We start from the raw sequence: 19,498 nt of genomic DNA, 5'->3' as shown, positions 1-19,498 counted from the left end.
GTACTCTTGTTTTGATTACAGACTCGTAGCAACGGGGTCACCACGAGGATGCTGCCGAAACTTTGTCGCGGCTTTATTTTTATTCAAACCGGTAGCCGAATTGTCCATCCTGCACGTCGATATGCACCCGCTCTATGGCGTTCCCGTCCATCATCCGGATCAAGAACTCTTCGCTGATCCTCGGCAACACGGTATTGGTCAAAATCGCGTCGATCATGCGCCCGCCGCTCTCGAGCTCGGTGCAACGGTTGGTGATGAGTTTGATCACCTCGTCGTCATAGCTGAACGGCACCTTGTGGGTTTCCCGGATGCGCTTTTCGATGCGGCCGAGCTGCAGCCGGGCAATGGCACCGATCATTTCGTCGCTCAATGGGTAATAAGGAATGACGACCAGGCGGCCTAACAAGGCAGGCGGGAAAACCTTGAGCAAGGGTTCGCGCAGAGCCTTGGCGATACCGTCGGGTTCGGGCATCAGTTCCGGGTCTTTGCACAGATTCATGATCAGGTCCGTCCCCGCGTTGGTAGTCAGGAGAATCAGGGTGTTCTTGAAGTCGATCACCCGGCCTTCGCCGTCCTCCATCCAACCCTTGTCGAATACTTGGAAGAAGATCTCGTGAACGTCGGGATGGGCTTTTTCGACTTCGTCCAGCAACACCACGCTATAGGGCCTACGCCTTACCGCTTCGGTCAGAACGCCACCCTCGCCGTAACCTACGTAACCCGGCGGAGCACCCTTGAGGGTCGATACGGTGTGCGCCTCCTGATATTCGCTCATATTGATGGTGATGACGTTCTGCTCGCCGCCGTAGAGAGCCTCGGCCAAAGCCAGGGCGGTTTCGGTCTTGCCGACGCCCGAACTGCCGGCCAACATGAAGACGCCGATCGGCTTATTGGGGTTATCGAGACCGGCACGGGAGGTCTGAATACGCCTGGCGATCATTTCCAAGGCGTGGCGTTGGCCAATGATTCGCTGTTCCAGGATATCGGCCAGTTTCAGCACGGTTTCGACCTCGTTCTTAACCATGCGACCGACGGGAATGCCGGTCCAATCCTGGACTACGGAAGCGACCGCTTGGCCGTCGACGCTGGGCAGGATCAGCGGATGTTCGCCTTGTAATGCGTGCAGCCGCCTTTGCAGGTCCTTGAGTTCGGACAACAGCGCATCCCGGTCGACGGCGGGTGCGGGTTCCGCCTGTTCCGCCGCCTGCTCCAAGGCGCTGCCGGTGCCTTCGACTTTTCCGGTCTGCTCCCGAAGTTGCTGACGCAGGGCCAGAATCTTTTCGACCACTTCCTTTTCGGAGTTCCAGCGGCCTTCCAGCGCCGCCAGCCTCTCACGTTCGGCCTCCAGTTCGGCTAGCGCGCGGTTTTCGCGGGCTGTCGTGTCGATCCCTACGGAACGTTCCCGGCCGATGATGTCCAGCTCGGTTTCGAGTGCTTGTATGCGCTTTCGGCAATCGTCCACCTCGGGCGGCACCGCGTGCTGGCTTATGGCAACGCGGGCGCAGGCGGTGTCGAGAAGGCTGACGGCTTTGTCGGGGAGCTGACGCGCCGGGATATAACGGTGCGAAAGCTTGACGGCGGATTCCAGCGCCTCGTCCAAAACTTGCACCCGATGATGCTTTTCCATCACGGAAACCACGCCGCGCATCATGCGTATGGCTTTCTCTTCGCTCGGTTCGTGCACCTGGACGACCTGGAAGCGGCGCGTCAATGCCGGATCCTTTTCGATGTATTTCTTGTATTCCGCCCAGGTCGTCGCCGCCACCGTGCGCAGGTTGCCGCGCGCCAAGGCGGGCTTCAAAAGATTGGCGGCATCGCCGGTACCGGTAGCTCCGCCCGCGCCAACCAAGGTATGAGCCTCGTCGATGAAGAGGATGATCGGTTTGGGCGAGGCCTGGACCTCCTCGATGACTTGCCGCAATCGATTCTCGAACTCCCCTTTCATGCTGGCCCCGGCCTGGAGGAGCCCGACATCCAAGGTGCGCAAGCTCACATCGCGCAAAGGCGGCGGCACATCGCCCGCCACGATTTTCTGGGCGAATCCTTCGACGACCGCGGTCTTGCCGACGCCCGCCTCGCCCGTCAGGATGGGATTGTTCTGACGACGGCGCATAAGGATATCGATGACCTGGCGGATCTCCTCGTCGCGTCCCACGACAGGGTCCATCTTTCCCTGCCTAGCCTGTTCCGTCAGGTCGACGGTAAATTGCTTGAGCGCCTCCTGCTTGCCCATGGCAGCAGGCGATATAGCTCCGCTCGCTTCGCCAGGAGCCGCTCCGCCTGCCTGAAATCCGTCGGTCGCGGCCAATCCGTCTTCGGGCGAACCGCCAACGAACTCAGCCAACCGTTCGGTCAGCGTTTCGAGGCCGATCTTTTCGAATTCTTTCGAAATGCCGACCAGTTCGCCGCGCAGCCCCCGAGTCTTCAAAATGCCGACGAGCAGGTGGCCCGAGCGGACCTGGTTTTCGCCGAACATTAGCGTTCCGTATACCCATCCTCGCTCGACCGCCTCCTCGACGTGCGACGACAGGTCGGATATGGACGTAGCTCCCCGCGGCAAGCGGTCGAGCGACTCGGTAAAATCCTTGGCGAGGCGGCCCGGATCGATGCCGAACTGCTTGATGAGGCGGTGCAAATCCGAATCCTGAAGCTGAAGCAATTGATGCAGCCAGTGCACCAATTCCACGTACGGATTGCCCCGCAATTTGCAAAACACGGTCGCGCTTTCGATAGCTTTGTAGCAAATGCGGTTAAGCTTGCCGAAAAGCTTGACCCGGCTGATTTCTCCCATGAAGCGATCCCCCTAGATCCGGTGTTTTTAATCGTTTAGAAAATTCAACTCTGTACAGGCAGGCGAATCAAAGCGCCGAGCACCGAAAAAACGGATTCAGCATCAACTCGTCCGCGTCTTTTTCTTCTTGTCTCGTCCCCAGCCAGCTTGTCCAGCCCAGTTGCGCGCCGCCGTCCAGTCGCAAAGATGGGACTTCCTGATATCGAAGAACCAGATTCAGATCCCAAACCAGTTCGTCCCCGGCGTAATTGCGTACGATGGCGATCAACTCGACCAAACTTTCGCCGCCCGGCAGCAGCGCCCGATATCGATCGATTCCCATCGGGCCCAGCACGATTCGGAACTTATGCTGGCAACCCCAAACCCTGGCGCCCACGACTACGGACAACCCCAAGGACCCACTGCAGGGCGAAACTCCAAGCCGGGACTGTTCGTGCGTCGCGATCTCCATCCATTCGCCGACGAATTCCCGCAAGCTAACGCTGATCCCGAAAAAATCGCCGATGAGCGCGCGCAGACCCTCGGGATGCTTGGTTTGTCCGGCCAAGAGACCGGTAAAGTAAAGCTTAGCCCGATCCGGCATGGCGTCCCGATTTTGAACGGACGGAACACCGATCCCGAAAAAGGAGCCCAAATAAGCCGCAAAGCGATCCGATTCGGGGCGATCGTGGCACACCGTAGGCTGGGCATTGGCCCAAGCCCGATAAAACAGGCACAGCATCCGGTGGTGAAACACATCCGCGAAACGCGAAAACGTATGATCGCCATGATGCCGGACCCGCTCGCGGGCGTACTCGGTCAAATGCAGGGGCATGGGTCCGTTGGGTCCGAACAGCCCAAGAAAACGCGCCGACAGACGCGGCGGAAAACCGTCCGCGCCGGATGCGAACGAAGCCAGGGTCGACGGCGCAAACTCGAGTTCCGGCTGTTGACTCAACCGAATCGGATCATCAGTGGCTTTAACCGATTTCCCCAATCTCGGCTTGTCCGCGTAATGGCACTCGATCAGCCGCAATGCCTCGAAGAAGTCGAAGCGATAGGGCTCGCGGCGAAGGAGCTCGATCAGATCGTGTGTCGCTGCCCGATACGTAGCGGCCATCGCATGATCTCCCCTCGTTCCGCCGTCCTTACCGACGTTTCAGCGAACGAATTCAACGATACATAACGGGCGAAGAATTGTTCGAGAACGGCCCCCAGAAGAAAGCAGCCGGAGCCCTCGAATGCGGATTCGTCAAACTCGACGGCAATCTCCAAACCGCGCCCGAATACAATGGGACCGGCAGCATCGACCCGACGAACCACGTTCTTGGATCCGATCGACAGAACGCCCTCGATTTGACGGCGTACCGTCGCATCATTCGGATCCGCATAAAGGGCGAGCAACTCGCGAAGCGCCGCCGCACCTTCGGTCTCGCTGCTATCCGTCAGCGTCAGATAGTTGAGCGACAGATGATTGATCAGACGCCACGCCATTTCGCCGTCGGCGGACGAAGGCCTCGGCTTGGTCGGACCGGCCAAACACCGTATCGCTTGCACCGGAGCGCCGGTCTGCAAGGTAAAATCGGTAGCGCCCATGCCGACGGGCATCAGCAGGGGCAAATCGCGATTCGTGCAGAGCGTTTCCATGCCCAATTGTTTCAGATCGCCGCGATACGGCGCTTCGGCCGCATCGACCAGCGAGATGAAAACTTCGCTGCCGATATAGCTGGAGCGCATCCCCTGTCGGCGCTGCTTGGACGACAACACGCGCTTTTCACGATGCAGCGTGTAATAGGCGTTCTCGTCGCGCCGCCGATAACCGCTCCTGGACCCGTAGAACGGCAAGAACTCCCGTTCATCGGACGGCGTGGCGCCATAACCGGTCACTTCGCTGACGCCATAGACCTCGTAATCCATAGGTCGCGTTCGATCCGGCACGACATGATAGTGCGGCACGACATGGGTCGGGTGAATACGATCGGTGCGTTTCGGAAACAAATTGATCGCCGGCGTGCAGAACAGCGAGAAATTGCCGGCATCGACGGCGTTGACGAGATGAGGCTCGGCGCGCTTGAACAGGGCGATGACCTCGAGCTCGGTGCCGTCACAACGACTGACGGCCTTTTGTAAGCCGTTCAACCCGACGAACAGATAGCGCTCCGGAAACGCGAAATATTCCTGCAGCAGCCGGTAGCCCTGAAACGAGCGCGGACCAAACGGCAACAAGGCTTCATCATCGCCGAATCCCAGCCGAGATATCGGCGTCCGGTCGATGATCTCGGCCCATTCCGATGGCCGCGATGCGGGTTGGACCGCCAACGCAAGCGTATCGGCAAGCAATTGCTCGTAAAGACGGAACGGCAGTTCGCCGGTACCGCGCAAGAAAATCGGCAACCGGTCCAGCTTGAGCTGATTGAAGTGCAGACCCGCGCTGGTCCGGAGACAAAGACGTAAACCGGCCTTCACGCCGGGTTTGGTCGGCACGCCCAAATTGGCGACTGCGCTGGGCGTGGCGAGGTATTGCGCTTCCACCAATTGCAGGGGCCATAGCGTGACGTCATGAGCGGTCCGATATTCGCAGGCGGTTTGCTCACCTTTGCCGATTTGACTTCTGAGCGAGGTCGCGCGCGGCACCAAGAATCCCTCGGCCAGCGCGCCCTCGGAAAGATCGGGCTGGAGTTGCACCACGGCCATCGAGGGTGTTGGCGAGAGATAATGCGGATAAACGACCTCGAGAAGATGTTGGGTTAAACGCGGAAACTCGGCGTCGATTTTGAGTTGAACCCGCGCCGCGAGAAACGCAAACCCCTCGAGCAGGCGCTCGACGTACGGATCGGAACACTCGAACTCGTCCAGCCCCAGCCGGCCCGCAATCTTCGGAAACTCTTTGGCGAACTCGGCACCCACCTCCCGAATGTGCTGCAGCTCGCGGTTGTAGTACTGAAGCAATCGAGGGTCCATAGTCTATCCGTTCAAATCGGTGACCCGCGCATAGCCGGTATCGAGATCGATTTCGGTGCGGATGTAAAGATGCAAGGGAAGCGGCTGAGCCCACAGATCACCTTCGATGGTGAACGTCATGGCCTTGAGATTCATACTGTCCGAGGCGGCGACCTTCACCCTCACCGAATCCGCCAGGATGCGCGGTTCGAAGTCGAGAATAGCCTGTTTGACCTTTCGTTCGATCGCCGGAAGGTCGGCACCGGAGAGAGGGGTGCCGGCCAGGGCCGGGATACCGAAATTCAATACCGAACGCTCCACGAAAGGATATTTTTCCAAATCTACTAGCGACTCCATGGCGGTGGTATTCAGCAACCACGCCAAGTCGCGCAACACGCTGTGGCGCAAATTCCGTATATTCATCACCCGCTGGTCGCGGGACTCCTGTTGTTTGTCCGGTTCGTCGTCGGTAAGGCGATCCAGCAGCGACGGCTGCAGGCGTTCCTTCGGCGTGAGATCAGCCATCGTTTTCGATCGTGTCCGTATTCATCGCAATTTCTCGAACATCGAACAGCGAGAAGTCGCCCTCGTTAGTAACCAATACCCGTTGTCCCATGCCCAGCGAGTAGCCCTCGACCGGCTCTTGCCATTCGGTTCTCCGGGCCATGCGAATCGCTACGTCATCGGCTTTTTCCGAGTCAGGATAACGGGAAGGAATCAGACCCACGGCAGAACCGCCGTTGGCCCAGGTGAATTGTGCGGGAAGCCAGACTAAATCTCGAAGGTCACTGGGTGGATCGAGTTCGATGCGGGCAATCCGGCAAAAAGGTATCCAGTAATAACGACCGTTAACTATGGCTTCCACAACCGGTCCCAGACGGCTATCGCTATCCGCCACCCACTCGAACGACTTCCCGTCGATGGTACCGGACGTCCCCGGCGCCGATTCGAAACCCTGATCCCGGAACTGGATCGCCATCGAATAATCTCCCTGCGCGGCGCATTTGCATGCTTCTATCAGAAGCGCGATCCATCGCTCGGGCTTGCCGAAGATCATCGGAGAAATCTCCCCGCGGAAGACTTTCTCGCGAAGGACTTCACATCGTATGGCTTCGCGATAGGTCTGCACCATTGCGAGATTGGCCGCATCCAGATCGCCGCACACGCTCAACTGCGTGAGAGCACGCTCCCAGCGCCCCATCAGGGCCAACAACTGGAAGAGAAAAATCCGGTACTTCGCTTCGGCAGGATTCTGGCGGACCTGGTCCTGGAGTTGCGCTAGCGCATCTTCCAGGCGGCCTTCCCGAAGACTTTCTTCAGCAGCGATGGTTGACATAGGCGGATGGGAGAAATTGAGGGGATGAATAGTGCCCGCTCAGCGGCGGGCACTGCCGAAAAATACCGCGCAAACTTATTGTTTTACGTTCGCAGCAATATTCCAGCCCATCTCCGGCTTGGCGCCTTCCGCGCCCTTTTCGGTCTGTTCTATGTATTTCACCTTGACCTTGGCGAAATTGAGCGTGACGTTCTCGGTCAAGCGGTCCTCGCCGCCGGAGCCGCCCGTAGAAACCGAGGTGATCAGGACTTCCTCCATGGTAATGGTCAGGTATTCCACCGGCTTTTCGCCGGCTTTCCGAACCACCAGCACGGCCTTGTCGAAATGTTTGCCGTTGCAGCAGCTCAACATTAAGTCCGGGCTCGCCTTATCGATATATTTCGTAAAGCTCAGATCCTGCACGTTGGCTTTACCCGCTCCGCCGCCGCTTCCCATATGGGTGGTGCCACTGTTGGACATGCCCCAGCTCCAAGCCAGAACGTCGATCTCTTCTTTATGCTTATCGTCTCTGGATTCCCCTTTAATCGGGTCGATCTTAATGAACATGTCGACTGCCATGGTCTTCTCCTTTACTTATTGGTACTTGTTGGTTGATTAAAACTTGATCAAACATGGATGGAATACACTCCGTCCGGCTCCGTTGGGCAATGTGAGTTTGCCGTGTCATCTCATATCGTCACCTCCAAATTCCCCTAGTTGCCAGCTCTTCGACTCGATCTGCTAGCCGCCTTTCACGGAGGGTAGTTTGGACACCAAACGCAGCGAAACGGTTAGCCCCTCCAGCTGGTAGTGCGGCCGCAAGAAGAATTTCGACGTGTAATAGCCTGGATTGCCCTCCACCTCTTCCACGATTACCTCGGCCGCCGCGAGAGGCTTGCGCGCCTTGTCGATGTCGTCGGACATGGCCGGATTCGGGTCGACATAGTTGTAAATCCAGCTTTGCAGCCATTTCTGCATGTCGTCCCGCTCCTTGAACGAACCGATCTTGTCCCTGACGATGCACTTCAGGTAGTGGGCAAACCGGCAGGTGGCGAACAGGTAGGGCAGCCGCGCCGCCAGATTGGCGTTGGCCGTCGCGTCGGGGTCGTCGTATTCGGCCGGTTTCTGGAGCGATTGCGCGCCGATGAACGCCGCAAAATCGGAATTTTTCTTGTGAATCAGAGGCATGAAGCCGTTCTTGGCCAACTCCGCTTCACGCCGGTCGCTGATCGCGATCTCGGTCGGACACTTCATGTCCACGCCGCCGTCGTCGGTCGGGAAGGTATGCACCGGCAACCCTTCCACAGCGCCGCCCGATTCCACGCCGCGGATTCTCGAACACCAGCCGTAAAGCTTGAAGGATCGATTGATATTGACGGCCATCGCATAGGCCGAGTTGGCCCAGACATACTTTCGGCTGTCTGCTGCCTCGGTCTCTTCTTCGAAATCGAATTCCTCGACCGGACAGGTTTTCGCCCCGTAAGGCAACCGAGCCAGGAATCTCGGCATGGCCAAGCCGATATAACGGGAGTCGTCCGACTCGCGTAGCGAGCGCCACGCCGCGTACTCCGGAGTCAGAAAAATCTTCGTGAGGTCGCGCGGGTTGGCCAGCTCGTTCCATGAATCCATCTGCATCACGGTCGGTGCCGCCGCTGCGATGAAAGGTGCATGCGCAGCCGCGCAGACTTTCGCCATCTCCCCCAGCAGTTCGACATCCGGCGGAGAGTGGTCGAAATAGTAGTCGGCCACGATACAGCCGACGGGTTCGCCGCCGAACTGCCCGTACTCTTCTTCGTAAAGCTTCTTGAAGATCGGGCTTTGATCCCAGGAAGTTCCCTTGAATTTCTTCAGGGTTTTTCCGAGCTCTTTCTTCGAGATGTTCAAGACGCGAATCTTGAGCATCTCATCGGTCTCGGTATTGTTTACCAGATACTGCAAGCCGCGCCACGCGCTTTCCAATTGCTGGAAGTCCTCGTGATGCATGATCGCATTCACCTGCTCGGTGAGCTTGCGATCTATTTCGGCGATGATGGACTGGATGGTCTTGACGGCGTCCTCGGAGACCTTGGATACGTCTTTAAGGACGAATTCCGCCAGAGTGGTCACCGCCGACTCGACCGCCTCTTTGGCTCGGTCGGATTTCGGCTTGAACTCTTTGTTCAAGAGGCTCGTAAAATCACCAAGCTCGCCGAGCTGCTCGGCGCCCTGAGCTGAGGTTTGGGTTTCTAATTCAGCCATGACTTATCCCTCGCTGCTCGAAGAGTCCGCAGCGGCTTCGTCCGCCGGCTTCGGAGCCGAGGCGAGTGCCTGCAATAATGTCGGGTCGTTTATTACCTTAGCGATGAGCTCCTCGGCGCCTGTCTTTCCGTCCATGTAGGTGATCAGGTTGGCCAACTGGCTGCGTGCTTCGAGCAGCTTGTTCAGGCCCTCGACTTTCCTGGCAACCGCCGCCGGCGAAAAATCGTCCATGCTTTCGAAAGTGATATCGACGCTGAGGCTTCCTTCGCCGGTGAGGGTGTTGGGCACCTGAAACGCAACCCGCGGCTTCATGGCCTTGAGCCGTTCGTTGAAGTTGTCGACATCTATTTCCAGCAGTTTCCGATCCGCAACCGGGGGCAGCGGCTCTGTCGGTTTGCCGGAGAGATCCGACATGACGCCCATTACAAAAGGAAGCTGGACCTTCTTTTCCGCACCGTAAACTTCCACGTCGTATTCGATCTGTACGCGCGGTGCGCGATTTCGAGCTATAAATTTCTGGCTACTTTCTGCCACGGCAAATCTCCTCTTAGGCTATAGAACTACAGCAATCTCACATTTTCATGGTTACGTGGGGCTTTATTCGATCGATAAAATCGCTTGCAGCTTCGAAATCGCGCCCCAGCGCACCGGTTATCGTGGCATGTCTACCACCCCACTTCGCTCATTCCTTAGTAACGACATCATCGACCAGTGTAACCAAACGAGTTCAATAACGATGCCAACCATCAATATCTCTCCATCGAAATAGACCAACACACTGTTTTGAATCGCTTTTGTTCACATTGGCAATAATTCGAGCCATCAAACTCACCCAGTTCAAGCAAAACAATATTGCGATATTTCGTATCTGTTACGACATCTCGTATTTTTGACATCCGGGCGATCGACGGTTATGACTAACCGGATGAGAAGGAATGGCGATTGCGTCGCCAATTTATGAATCAGTGTAGGGCTCACGCTTTCGTTATTTGCTCTAATACTGGCCGTCTTCGGACTGGTCACGCCCCCTGATGAACTCCACCTGCGAAAGGCCGTCCGGAGCCAGGTCTTTGACGATCTCGATGAAATCCATAAAAACCAGACGCTTGGCTCGCTTCAGCAGCAAGGGAATCGGGCTGGAGGGTTCGCATCGAGCGTAATAGTCGCAAATCAAATCCAGGGTCTTGATCACATCCTGGCGGCTGCCGATTTCCCCCGGCCGAGCCGCAGATGGTCTGGCGGCCGAATCGTGCGCGGACGCCCCTTCACCCTCGGATTCGGGCTGCGCATCGCTGGCGCCGCCTTCCTCCGCATACTCTCCGAGCACATGCTGTGCTTCTTTGAGCAAGTCCCTCAACGGAGCCAAGTTCGGCGCATCGCCGACACCGACCTGATCCGTTACGAAACTTTCGATGGCCTTGATGCTTTCCAAACTCGAGACAACCGCCTCGCGGGTCGACGCCAGAACCTCCGGGTCGGCGTCCATGAACGCTGCATTGATGGTTGCAATCTCGGGCGAGGAGCTTCCGTCGCTGGGCGGTGGCAACTTTCCGGTCGCGATTTGCACGTCCCGCAGACTAAAGCGTCCGAGCGCACGCGACTCAACCAGAGGCGCAAGCGCGACCGGGCGCAATACCGACTCGAAGTCGCATAATCCCATCAGGATGTTGACGCGCTGCGTCGGATCGTTGTCGTCTTCAGGATCGAGGAGCGGATATAGATCGGGCCAGAACTTGCTGACGATGCCTTCCAGAAGCGCCAGGCCGTCGCGCAGTCCCGGGTGCCCGGCGGTATGAACAAGAGCCTGGATGAGATAGAGGATCACTTGCAGGTCGCGCGTGCGCTCCAGCAATTCGATCGCGTCTCGGCGTACTTCTTTCCAGTTCGGCGGCTGTGCCGGCTCGATCCGATCCCCGATCTGTTGCTCCGGCGTACCTTTGGCTTTCTGCTCCAGTGCGATGAATGCGTTGTCGTACTGAAGATCTTCCCCACAAGGCGCATCCGGCGATACTTCCGTCAGAAAGGCTTCTACGTTTAGCTCGCCCATAATCCCCCGATCGTCGCAAGCATTTTTTCGTTTGGTCTCGACGACTCCGGCTTTCAACCAGGATCACGAGAATATTTATTGTTCGATCTCGTTTACGCGGACTTTCCGGCTAGAACTCGACGCGAGTTCCCAAGGTAAACTTGTGACTTTCGATATCGCGATAGCCCAGCAATAAATCATAGGCTAAAAATGCCGAAATGCCGTGAGAAAATACCCCCGAAACCTCGGCGCCGAAGGTGTAATAATCCCGATCGGGTCCTTGAGTCACGACGGCAAACTGCTGCGCGGCGGGATCGCCGAGGAAGCTGGCGCCGATTGTCCGCTTGTCATCCTTGAATTGATGATGCCACTCGCCTCGCAGCTGGGGCGTGATCACGCCCCAGGGTAAACCGAAAGCGTACGAAATCTGGCTTCCCACCGTGGAAATGAGCGACTGGACGTGCTGCTCGTCGAACCTCATCCCCCAACCATTGCCCTGCCGCTCGCGATAGGCATCCACATCCAGGCCGATGTATTCCGTTCGCGCATAGGGCGCTAGGGTCAACCCGGCTATCGAATAGTCATAGCCTCCGCCGATACTGAAGGAATATTGAGTTCCGCCGGGATTAGCGACAGCCTGAGTATTGACGGTCTCGAACCCCGGCAAGGTATAACTGATGTTCCGGGTAGTCTCGTAATCGATGCCGCCGAAGGAACCGAGCGCATCGATATGGAACCCTTCCGTCACATAGAACGACCCATAAATGGATCCGGTGTAGGCATCACTGTCCGTACCTCCGGCGGAACGGTCGAAATTCGCGTTGGTGCGGGCGTAGGTGAAAGCGAGACCCGCTATGAAATTGTCGGTAAAGCGGTAATCGGCGCCGGCGGTAAAACCGAAGTTTTTAAACTGAAAGCCTTTTTGATCGAAGGTGGAATCGACGTCGCCGAAATGATAATTACCGTTGATCCAGACGCCGAGAGGACTGAACGAGCCGTCGCCGGCCGCACCTCCGGTGGCGAAGGAATTGCCCAAACCGGCATAGGCGCGATCCGCCGACAAGCCGTTTCGGTACATCTGTAATCCGGCCAGGCCCAAGCCGGTGCGCAAAGTTGCGAGCCTCGCGCCTATGGTCGAATCGACCAGGGCCACTTGGCCGGCAGTTACCCGGGTGGCTGTCGTTCCGTGCTGGAGAATTTGCTCCGGCGAGACTATTTGAAGGGCATTTTCGACCGGCTCGGAGCCGACCGTAGGAATCTGGCTATCCGAAGCGGAAATCGCGGCGCCAACGAGAGCGTCGCAGCGGTCTCTGAAATCCTCGGAAAGCAGCGAGTTTCTTTGAGTACAGGCGTCGAACGCGACATTGGCCATGTCGGTTTGAGTCTGGTTCAGCGTCGCTCCGCTCGTCAACGGATTCGCGGCTGCCGCCGAGATCCAGCACATGGTACATGACCACACCAGTCCTCGACGAATCATCGAAGTACGTGCGGGTATCGTCGCCCGAACGTTCTTTTCCTCTGTGAGTTCCCACATATCTCCCCCGGGAAGCTATTCGTCTTCTTATTTTTTGTTTTATCTTTTAGCCGTCGCAGTCTTAACCTGTCAAGGCGACTGCACGACAATCACGGTCACATTGTCTCGTGCGCCGCGATCCATAGCGAGCGCAATCAAGGACTCCGCGCGCTCCCGGCAATCGCCGGCTTCCAAAATCTCTTCGATTTCGATCGGTCCCGCTTCTTTATCCAAACCGTCGCTGCATAGCAGAAACCCGTCGCCCTCCGTCAAGTCGAACGTCATGATATCGAGCACGAGCACCGGGTCCGCCCCGACCGCGCGGGTGATGACGTTGCTACGTTCCCGCTGGGTCCGTTTCTCATTCGTCAGAATTTCGAAACAGGAAAGCTCCCCCTCCGGCGAATGATCGTGCGTCAGTTGTTCCAATCGGCCCGCGCGATGGCGATAAAGCCGACTATCGCCCGCCCACAGGCAGGCGCATCGATCATCAATCGCCAACAACACGACGACCGTACTGCCGATGATTTGACCGGTCGAACTCTGGCGGGCCAGTTCCCATAATTCGTCGTTCACGCGTTTCAGAGCCGACTCGACGTTTTTTACGGACTCATCCAGATCGGACGTAGCGGGCAGAGCCGCCAACGCCTCGACGATCGCACGGCTCGCGACATCGCCGGCCTGATGTCCTCCCATGCCGTCGGCCACCGCCCACAGGCCGATGTCCGGACGCTCGATGAATGCGTCCTCGTTGATTTTCCGCCGCTTGCCAACCACGCTGATGCCGTGAGAAAGCCAGCGACGAAGTCCGGACGGCCCGCTTTTCGGTGACGCAGGTCGGCTGGTTCCGTCTGCGCTTTTCGGCTCAGCCGAGGTCCGAGCCGGCAAATCGGGCAAGCGCCGGGTACTGATGGCCCATCCGCGTTGCTCCCAGCTTCCAGTCATCAGGGCGACGAATGCGTCTATCGGCGGCAACCCTTCGCAGACCAGGAACGAGGCTTCGATGTGTTCCGATCCCGATGTACTCCACAAGCTATGAGCCGGAAGAAAACGGTCGAGCAAACATCCACTGAGCCCCATAAGCACGTCAGATACCTGACTCAGGTTTTCCATCTCGAAGTGGAGTGCGAATCTACCCGCCCGCGGATTTTGAGAACGGCTAATGCCCGAACTGCTTTTCATGAAATCCGGCAGAGACAATGTCTCCAACTCCCGATCGAATTCAGCGAGATCGAAATCATTTTCGAGCCCGGACAAGGCCAGCGCTTCCAGATCCTCGAACCAGCCGCAGTCCCGGCGGAACAAAAAAGGCAGGTTCTGCGGTTCGGCCACGGGCACCGCCAAGGTCAACGGAAAGTACCGTCCGACCTTGTCCACGCTGGGCATCAAAATGCCGGCCCAGGCGTCACTCCCGCAGACGCCCGCACTCAGCCCGAAACGCCAAATCGGGCTGGTCAGATAAACATCCAGCCACGAATCCCGTAATTGTTCCCGGCTGGCAGCTATGGCGCTCTGCAACCACTGATCCCAATGATCGATGAAATGCCGGGGAAGACGCCGGGAGACGAAATCTCCAAGAGCCGGCAATTTGCCGTAAAAGCCGACTTGAGCGAGTCGATTCATAGAGCATCCGGGCAGCTGAAGGACTTCAACGCCGCGAGCCCGAACGGATTCGTCACGCTGCCGGCGCGCAGCTCGTAGCGTGCGCTGTAACCCTCCACTCTAAACGTGACCAGAAACCGCTCGGGAAGCTCGGTCTGTTGCACCACGGCCTCATCCAGCAGACGAAAAAAAGCCCAACTGCCCTCTTTTGAACGGCTGACCTGCCTTCCGTCCACGGCCTCGAACACAATTCGAACGCCGGCTCCGGCCGACGGCCCCGGCCACTGGAGCCGCGTGACTTGTTCCGGGCCGTGCCGATAAACGACCTCCTGCCCTTCCAGGTTGAAGCGAAAAGTCGCCACGTTTTCATCCAAAGAAATCGGCTTGAGTTCGAACGACACCGCGGGCATCTGCCCCCCCGCGGAAAAAAAAGCGGAACGAATGGCGGCGGCATTTTGAAATTGGCGGATGGTCGCCGGCGAAAGTCCCAGAGATTGGTTGTCCATGGCGACTTCCGTCCATACCGGGCGGTTGACGTCCACGAAGGTCTTCAGATTGGACTGGAAAAACTGATCCAGGGCGCCGTTCGGCGCAAAGAATTTCGCAAAATCCATCAGCGTCGCATCCTTCGAGCTGCCGCCCACGAAGGGGTAACGACCGCTGAAAGCGGCCTTGCACGGAGTGGCCACCGCCGTCTTGAGCATGCCGTTCAATTCGGACTTGGCTCCGGCCAGGGTTTGTCTCCAGCCCACCGTCAGAAACGAGAGAAACCAGCTTTTCAAGGGTTCCGGCAAGCGCCCGAATTCGCTCTTGGCCTGGAGCAGCACGTCTCCGCCACCACCCGCGACTCGCCCGGAGGCACTTTTCAGCGCCTGTTCGCCGCTGAGGGCCGCGCTGCCGATTTGCAGCATGTAATCCCGCAGAGAGGCCACGGTTTGCAAGGTCGAATCCAGGGCCGCCGGCCGATCCGCGCTGCTCCGCACCAGATAGCTGAGGTCTTCGAACGCAGTCTCCACGCTCTGAACCGGGTCGGCTTGCGGAGCGCTGCCGGCGTCCACCTGGCGCGCGGCATCCAGCAGTTTCTGGGTACGGTCGTCGACCTTCGCCTCGGCGACAGCCGGAACTTTGTTCAGAAGCTGTGCGGTAAGCGAAGCGATCTTGGTCAGTGAGGTATTTTTTTCGACGGCTTCGAGCAATGGACGCACCGGGGTGGTCGGGCGGGACAATATGTCCAGCCACTCGATCGTCTGATTGATGTCCTTGGGTCGGCGCAGCTTGATGCTATCCAAAAGGCCGCTCCACGCCTTCTGGTAATCGGCTAGATAAAGCGTCTTGAAATCGCCGTGCAGGCGTTGAATTTCGGACAGATCGACATTCGCCTGCTTGCCGAGCACCCAGTTCTCGGTCACCGCGTCCTTGACGAAATCGAAGCTTTTCTTGAGAAACAGCTCGGAATAGCCGTAAGCCGTAAACAAGCCCGGCACTGAAAGCGTCCCGATATCCCGTCCGTCCGCCGCGACGAACACCCGCGCGCCGTCGGGCCCGAGCGCGGAGTCGAGCTTGAAATCGTGAGAACGATCCAGTAGCGCTTCGTTCTTGAAACGGGCATAGAGCTGAATGGTCTGAGGAACTTGCGAAAGCTTCGCTCGCACGCCGGCGACCAGAGCTTCATCCATGGGCTGAGGATCGAGCCGCAACTTGAGAAGATTGTCGAGGTGGAGATTCAATCGGGCGAGCAAATCGGGTTCGGTGCCGAAACGGCTTTCCCAATCGCTGCGAATCCAGGGCGCTGCGATCTTGGCGTCCATGCGATCCGGCTGGCCGAGCATGAGATAGACCCGCAGAAGTTCGTAAAGAATATCGGGGTTGGAAGCTTCCGGGCCTGTCATGCGCTGCGCCAGGCGCTGAAGGTTGACCGGGAGGAAATAATCCCTGAGCCAGTGCTCGTAGGCATGATTCGCCGCGAGCTGGATTTTTTCGCCCTGGTAAAGCCCGAAATGCGCCAACCGGCCGGAATTTTCGTAGATGTCGTTGATCGCCAGCAACGGATCGAGCTTGGGAATCAAGGTCCGGAGGCTCGACTGCCAATCGCTCCCATCGATGCGAGCCGCACGGTAGCGTTCGATTTCTTTCTCCACCTGCTCGATCGCGGAGGTATTTCGCTGGTAACTCACCAGCCAAAGGATGATGCAGCCCAGGGTCAGGACCAGCACCGATGCGTAAGCCCCGGCCTGGATCAGACGCCGGCGCCGCTCGACGCGGGGATCGAGGCCCGCCAAATCGGCTTCCTGAAAGATGACCTCCTTAAGCAGGCGGGTGAGAAAGAAGCTCTTTCCCCTTCCGCTGAAGATCGGCGTCGCCTGGCGGTTGAGCCGGAACGTGGCGGCGAGTATGCCCATCACCCGGTCGATCGGCGTTCCTTCCTGGGTGCCGCTAGTCAGATAAATGCCGCGCAGCAGCGGACGGACCTCGTAGCGGTTCGCGCCGAAAGCGTCTTCGAGAAATTTCTCCATTGCCGGCTTCAAAAGCGCCATCTGCTGCGGATAATCGAGAATCAGGCTGCGCCGCTGTACGTCGCGCTCCTCCTGGATGCGGCTCTGCATGCGCCTATTCAAGCGCTGAAGCAGTTCGTCGTAGCCGGACGAGAACCGGGCCAATACATCCACCGGCTGCTTGAAATCCTCCGCCGGGAAGGTTTCGCCCCAAACCTGAGCGCGCTCTTCCTGCGTGAGGTCGGCGAAGAAATCGTTGAATCCCGCGACCAAATCGCACTTGGTGAACAGCATGTAGACGGGGAATCGGATTCCCAGTGTCGAATACAGCTCCTGGACGCGCTGACGGATCGCCTTGGCATGCAAAGCGCGTTCTTCCTCGGTGTGCTGGAGCAAATCCGAGAGGCTCAGGGTCACGAGTACCCCGTTGATCGGCCGGCGCGGACGGTGTTGCTTCAGCAGTTTGAGAAAGCCGCCCCATTCCGCCGCATCTACCGCCTGATAGCTCTCCTGAGTGGTGTACCGACCGGCGGTATCGATCAGTACGGCCTCGTCGGTGAACATCCACTCGCAATTCCGCGTGCCGCTGATGCCGCGGATGGGCTGCGAGCCCAGCCGGTCGGCCAGGGGGAACTTCAGCCCCGAATTCAACAAAGCCGTCGTCTTGCCCGAACCCGGCGGGCCGATGATGACGTACCAGGGCAGCTCGTACAGGTGCTGCTTGTCGCCTCGGGTTTCGCGCAGCAGTTTCAGAGCCTTCGTGAAATTCTCGGTCAGCAGTTCGATATTCTCGTCGGCCGCCACCGCTTCGGCGGATTTTCCCTCGCCACCCTCGCCCGGTGCGGCGAGATCCTTCACCAGTTGCTGCTCCTTGCGTCCCGCCCGGATTTCCGCCACCAAACGCCAGATCACCCAGACCACGACCGCTACGGCCATGGTCAAGCCCCGAGCCCATTCGGACGCCAAGGGTTCTGAACCGGCGATCCCGATCAATGGGCCGACGAACCAGATCAAGGCGCATAGGGCGATCATCCCGATCGCCTGAATAACCCATTTTTTCTTCAAGAAATTGATGACGCCTTTCACGATTTGCCTCACTGGATCAGGATGTCCACGCGCCGATTGATGGCCCGGTGCTCGGCCGAGTCATTCGGGACCAGCGGTTCGTAATCCGCCCGCCCTTCGAAGCGAATCCTGCCCTGCAAGGCGGCGGAGGTCTCCAGAAGTTCCGCGACGTGCTTGGCGCGGGAGGTCGACAATTCGAAGTTGGACGGAAAGCGGGCGGAAAAGATGGGCTTGTTGTCCGTATGGCCGGTGACCAGGGCGCCGTCGCCGCCGGACTCCAGTTCCTTGGCGATCTTGGCCAACATCGGAACGAACTCCGGCTTAACGCGATCGCTGGCCGAGTCGAAGGAATTCCGAATCCGCAAGATTCGATCGTCCACCACTTCCACCATATTCCGGGAAATCTCCCAAGCCAGTATGGGTTTGAATCTTTCCGTCTTCGAGACCGGTTTCGGTGCCGGTACGGGTGCCGGCGTCGCGACCTTTTGAACCGGAAGGTTCACCTCGTCTTTCGCCAAAGCGAACAGATCGCGGGCGACGGGGTCCGACGCGGAATTGACGGCAAAGGCGAAGCCCAAATAGACCAGAACGAGCAACGCCGCGGCACCCGCCGCGATCACCCAGATCGGCACGTAGCGGACGATCGGGTTGCGTACGTCCTTGAGCCCCTGCCAACGAATCGACAAATCCCGCTCGAAATCTCCTCGAAGGCGCTGAATCAGCTGATACAGCTCGCTGCGCACGCGCTCCAATTGGCTTGCGCCGTTCTGCACGATGCGGTACTTGCCTTCGAGGCCGAGATTCAAACACAGCCAGAACAACTCGATCAGGTTCAGATTTTGGGCCGGCTGGCGCGCCAAATGCTCGAGAAACTGGAAGAACTTTTCGCCGCCCCAGGCTTCTTTGTGGAAGATCACCAAAAGGCTTTGGTGCCCCCAGTTGCTTTGCGCGCCCCAAGGAGTGTTCAGAACTGTCTCGTCCAGCAAGGTACAGAGCGCGTAGCTGGCGATGCGCGCATGCTCCTGCGTGACCCCTTGCCGCAGCACCCGGTTTTCGAAACCGCGCAGCTCGCTGACCAATTGCTGCTGAAGCTCGGCCACCGCTTGATGGACCGCCGTGCTGCGCAGCCGGGAAACCAGGGAGAGCAGCGACAACGCCGCCGTCACCACCGGATTTTCGCCGTATACCGCTTGCCGGCGCGCATCCAGTTGCACGTCGGGTACCCGGATCGGAGGCGGTTCGGGTGGCGGTGCCGCCGCAGCGGGCGTGGCACGGCGACGCCCGCCGGGCGTCGGCCGTATTACGGTTTTGTCTTCGTCGTCGAAGGGTGCGAAGGGATCGTCTGAATTCACTTTGGCTTTTCCTGGACGGCTAAGGCGTTTTCTGCTTTGGTGTAGTGCCCGCGGTAGCGGGTGCTACACGTCTTCTTGGTCCCGTTCGAGCGCCCCCGAGCATTGGAGCCCGGCACCGGAATTGTCCAAAGGAGCACGCGATGGATCGCGTGCGGCGACCGAGGCACACGGAAGTGCCTTCGGTC

General features: G+C 58.4%; 13 protein-coding genes. All 13 read right to left on the bottom strand.

Translation table 11 applies throughout. The features are described from left to right. Positions 1-79: 79 nt before the first annotated feature. Complete coding sequence (tssH, locus tag ACWJJK_RS10675) at positions 80-2,791, bottom strand: type VI secretion system ATPase TssH (protein ID WP_454128983.1); 2,712 nt, start codon at positions 2,789-2,791, stop codon at positions 80-82. Positions 2,792-2,858: 67 nt separating this feature from the next. After that, on the bottom strand, positions 2,859-3,890 hold the full coding sequence (tssG, locus tag ACWJJK_RS10670) for a type VI secretion system baseplate subunit TssG (protein ID WP_156880901.1): 1,032 nt from the start codon (positions 3,888-3,890) through the stop codon (positions 2,859-2,861). After that, positions 3,854-5,731 (bottom strand): type VI secretion system baseplate subunit TssF, encoded by a 1,878-nt coding sequence (tssF, locus tag ACWJJK_RS10665; RefSeq protein ID WP_156880902.1) that lies wholly within the window; start codon positions 5,729-5,731, stop codon positions 3,854-3,856. Before tssF ends, tssG begins: the two co-directional genes overlap by 37 nt. A 3-nt stretch (positions 5,732-5,734) precedes the next feature. Further along, positions 5,735-6,235, bottom strand: a complete 501-nt coding sequence (gene tssE / locus ACWJJK_RS10660; RefSeq protein ID WP_086133923.1) for a type VI secretion system baseplate subunit TssE — start codon at positions 6,233-6,235, stop codon at positions 5,735-5,737. Then, positions 6,228-7,046, bottom strand: a complete 819-nt coding sequence (locus tag ACWJJK_RS10655; protein WP_156880903.1) for a type VI secretion system accessory protein TagJ — start codon at positions 7,044-7,046, stop codon at positions 6,228-6,230. The genes tssE and ACWJJK_RS10655 overlap by 8 nt, the downstream gene beginning before the upstream one ends. Positions 7,047-7,121: 75 nt before the next feature. Beyond that, a complete protein-coding gene (locus ACWJJK_RS10650; protein WP_077731011.1) occupies positions 7,122-7,604 on the bottom strand; it encodes an Hcp family type VI secretion system effector in 483 nt (160 codons plus the stop codon). Positions 7,605-7,766: 162 nt separating this feature from the next. Then, entirely contained in the window at positions 7,767-9,263 is a 1,497-nt protein-coding gene (tssC, locus tag ACWJJK_RS10645; protein ID WP_077731010.1) for a type VI secretion system contractile sheath large subunit, read from the bottom strand. A 3-nt stretch (positions 9,264-9,266) separates the two neighbouring features. Then, positions 9,267-9,797, bottom strand: a complete 531-nt coding sequence (tssB, locus tag ACWJJK_RS10640; protein WP_077731009.1) for a type VI secretion system contractile sheath small subunit — start codon at positions 9,795-9,797, stop codon at positions 9,267-9,269. Between the two features lie 460 nt (positions 9,798-10,257). Then, complete coding sequence (tssA, locus tag ACWJJK_RS10635) at positions 10,258-11,310, bottom strand: type VI secretion system protein TssA (protein ID WP_347257325.1); 1,053 nt, start codon at positions 11,308-11,310, stop codon at positions 10,258-10,260. Positions 11,311-11,419: 109 nt separating this feature from the next. Then, positions 11,420-12,823: an autotransporter outer membrane beta-barrel domain-containing protein gene (locus ACWJJK_RS10630; protein ID WP_156880905.1), complete on the bottom strand. Its 1,404-nt coding sequence runs from the start codon at positions 12,821-12,823 to the stop codon at positions 11,420-11,422. 69 nt (positions 12,824-12,892) lie between these two features. Beyond that, positions 12,893-14,425: a type VI secretion system-associated protein TagF gene (gene tagF / locus ACWJJK_RS10625; RefSeq protein ID WP_347257323.1), complete on the bottom strand. Its 1,533-nt coding sequence runs from the start codon at positions 14,423-14,425 to the stop codon at positions 12,893-12,895. Beyond that, entirely contained in the window at positions 14,422-17,994 is a 3,573-nt protein-coding gene (tssM, locus tag ACWJJK_RS10620) for a type VI secretion system membrane subunit TssM (RefSeq protein ID WP_454128981.1), read from the bottom strand. The genes tagF and tssM overlap by 4 nt, the downstream gene beginning before the upstream one ends. After that, positions 17,991-19,313, bottom strand: a complete 1,323-nt coding sequence (gene icmH / locus ACWJJK_RS10615) for a type IVB secretion system protein IcmH/DotU (RefSeq protein ID WP_086133918.1) — start codon at positions 19,311-19,313, stop codon at positions 17,991-17,993. The genes tssM and icmH overlap by 4 nt, the downstream gene beginning before the upstream one ends. Between the last annotated feature and the right edge of the window lie 185 nt (positions 19,314-19,498).

This window comes from Methylocaldum gracile (assembly GCF_053646815.1).
This window is presented reverse-complemented; position numbering and strand designations above follow the sequence as displayed.

What these genes read in the sequence shown, in the direction of transcription:
- tssG (WP_156880901.1), bottom strand. Translation starts at nt 3,890, where the DNA reads ATGGCCGCTACGTATCGGGCAGCGACACACGATCTGATCGAGCTCCTT.
- tssE (WP_086133923.1), bottom strand. Translation starts at nt 6,235, where the DNA reads ATGGCTGATCTCACGCCGAAGGAACGCCTGCAGCCGTCGCTGCTGGAT.
- tssA (WP_347257325.1), bottom strand. Translation starts at nt 11,310, where the DNA reads ATGGGCGAGCTAAACGTAGAAGCCTTTCTGACGGAAGTATCGCCGGAT.
- ACWJJK_RS10630 (WP_156880905.1), bottom strand. Translation starts at nt 12,823, where the DNA reads ATGTGGGAACTCACAGAGGAAAAGAACGTTCGGGCGACGATACCCGCA.
- tssH (WP_454128983.1), bottom strand. Translation starts at nt 2,791, where the DNA reads ATGGGAGAAATCAGCCGGGTCAAGCTTTTCGGCAAGCTTAACCGCATT.
- tssF (WP_156880902.1), bottom strand. Translation starts at nt 5,731, where the DNA reads ATGGACCCTCGATTGCTTCAGTACTACAACCGCGAGCTGCAGCACATT.
- ACWJJK_RS10655 (WP_156880903.1), bottom strand. Translation starts at nt 7,046, where the DNA reads ATGTCAACCATCGCTGCTGAAGAAAGTCTTCGGGAAGGCCGCCTGGAA.
- ACWJJK_RS10650 (WP_077731011.1), bottom strand. Translation starts at nt 7,604, where the DNA reads ATGGCAGTCGACATGTTCATTAAGATCGACCCGATTAAAGGGGAATCC.
- tagF (WP_347257323.1), bottom strand. Translation starts at nt 14,425, where the DNA reads ATGAATCGACTCGCTCAAGTCGGCTTTTACGGCAAATTGCCGGCTCTT.
- tssC (WP_077731010.1), bottom strand. Translation starts at nt 9,263, where the DNA reads ATGGCTGAATTAGAAACCCAAACCTCAGCTCAGGGCGCCGAGCAGCTC.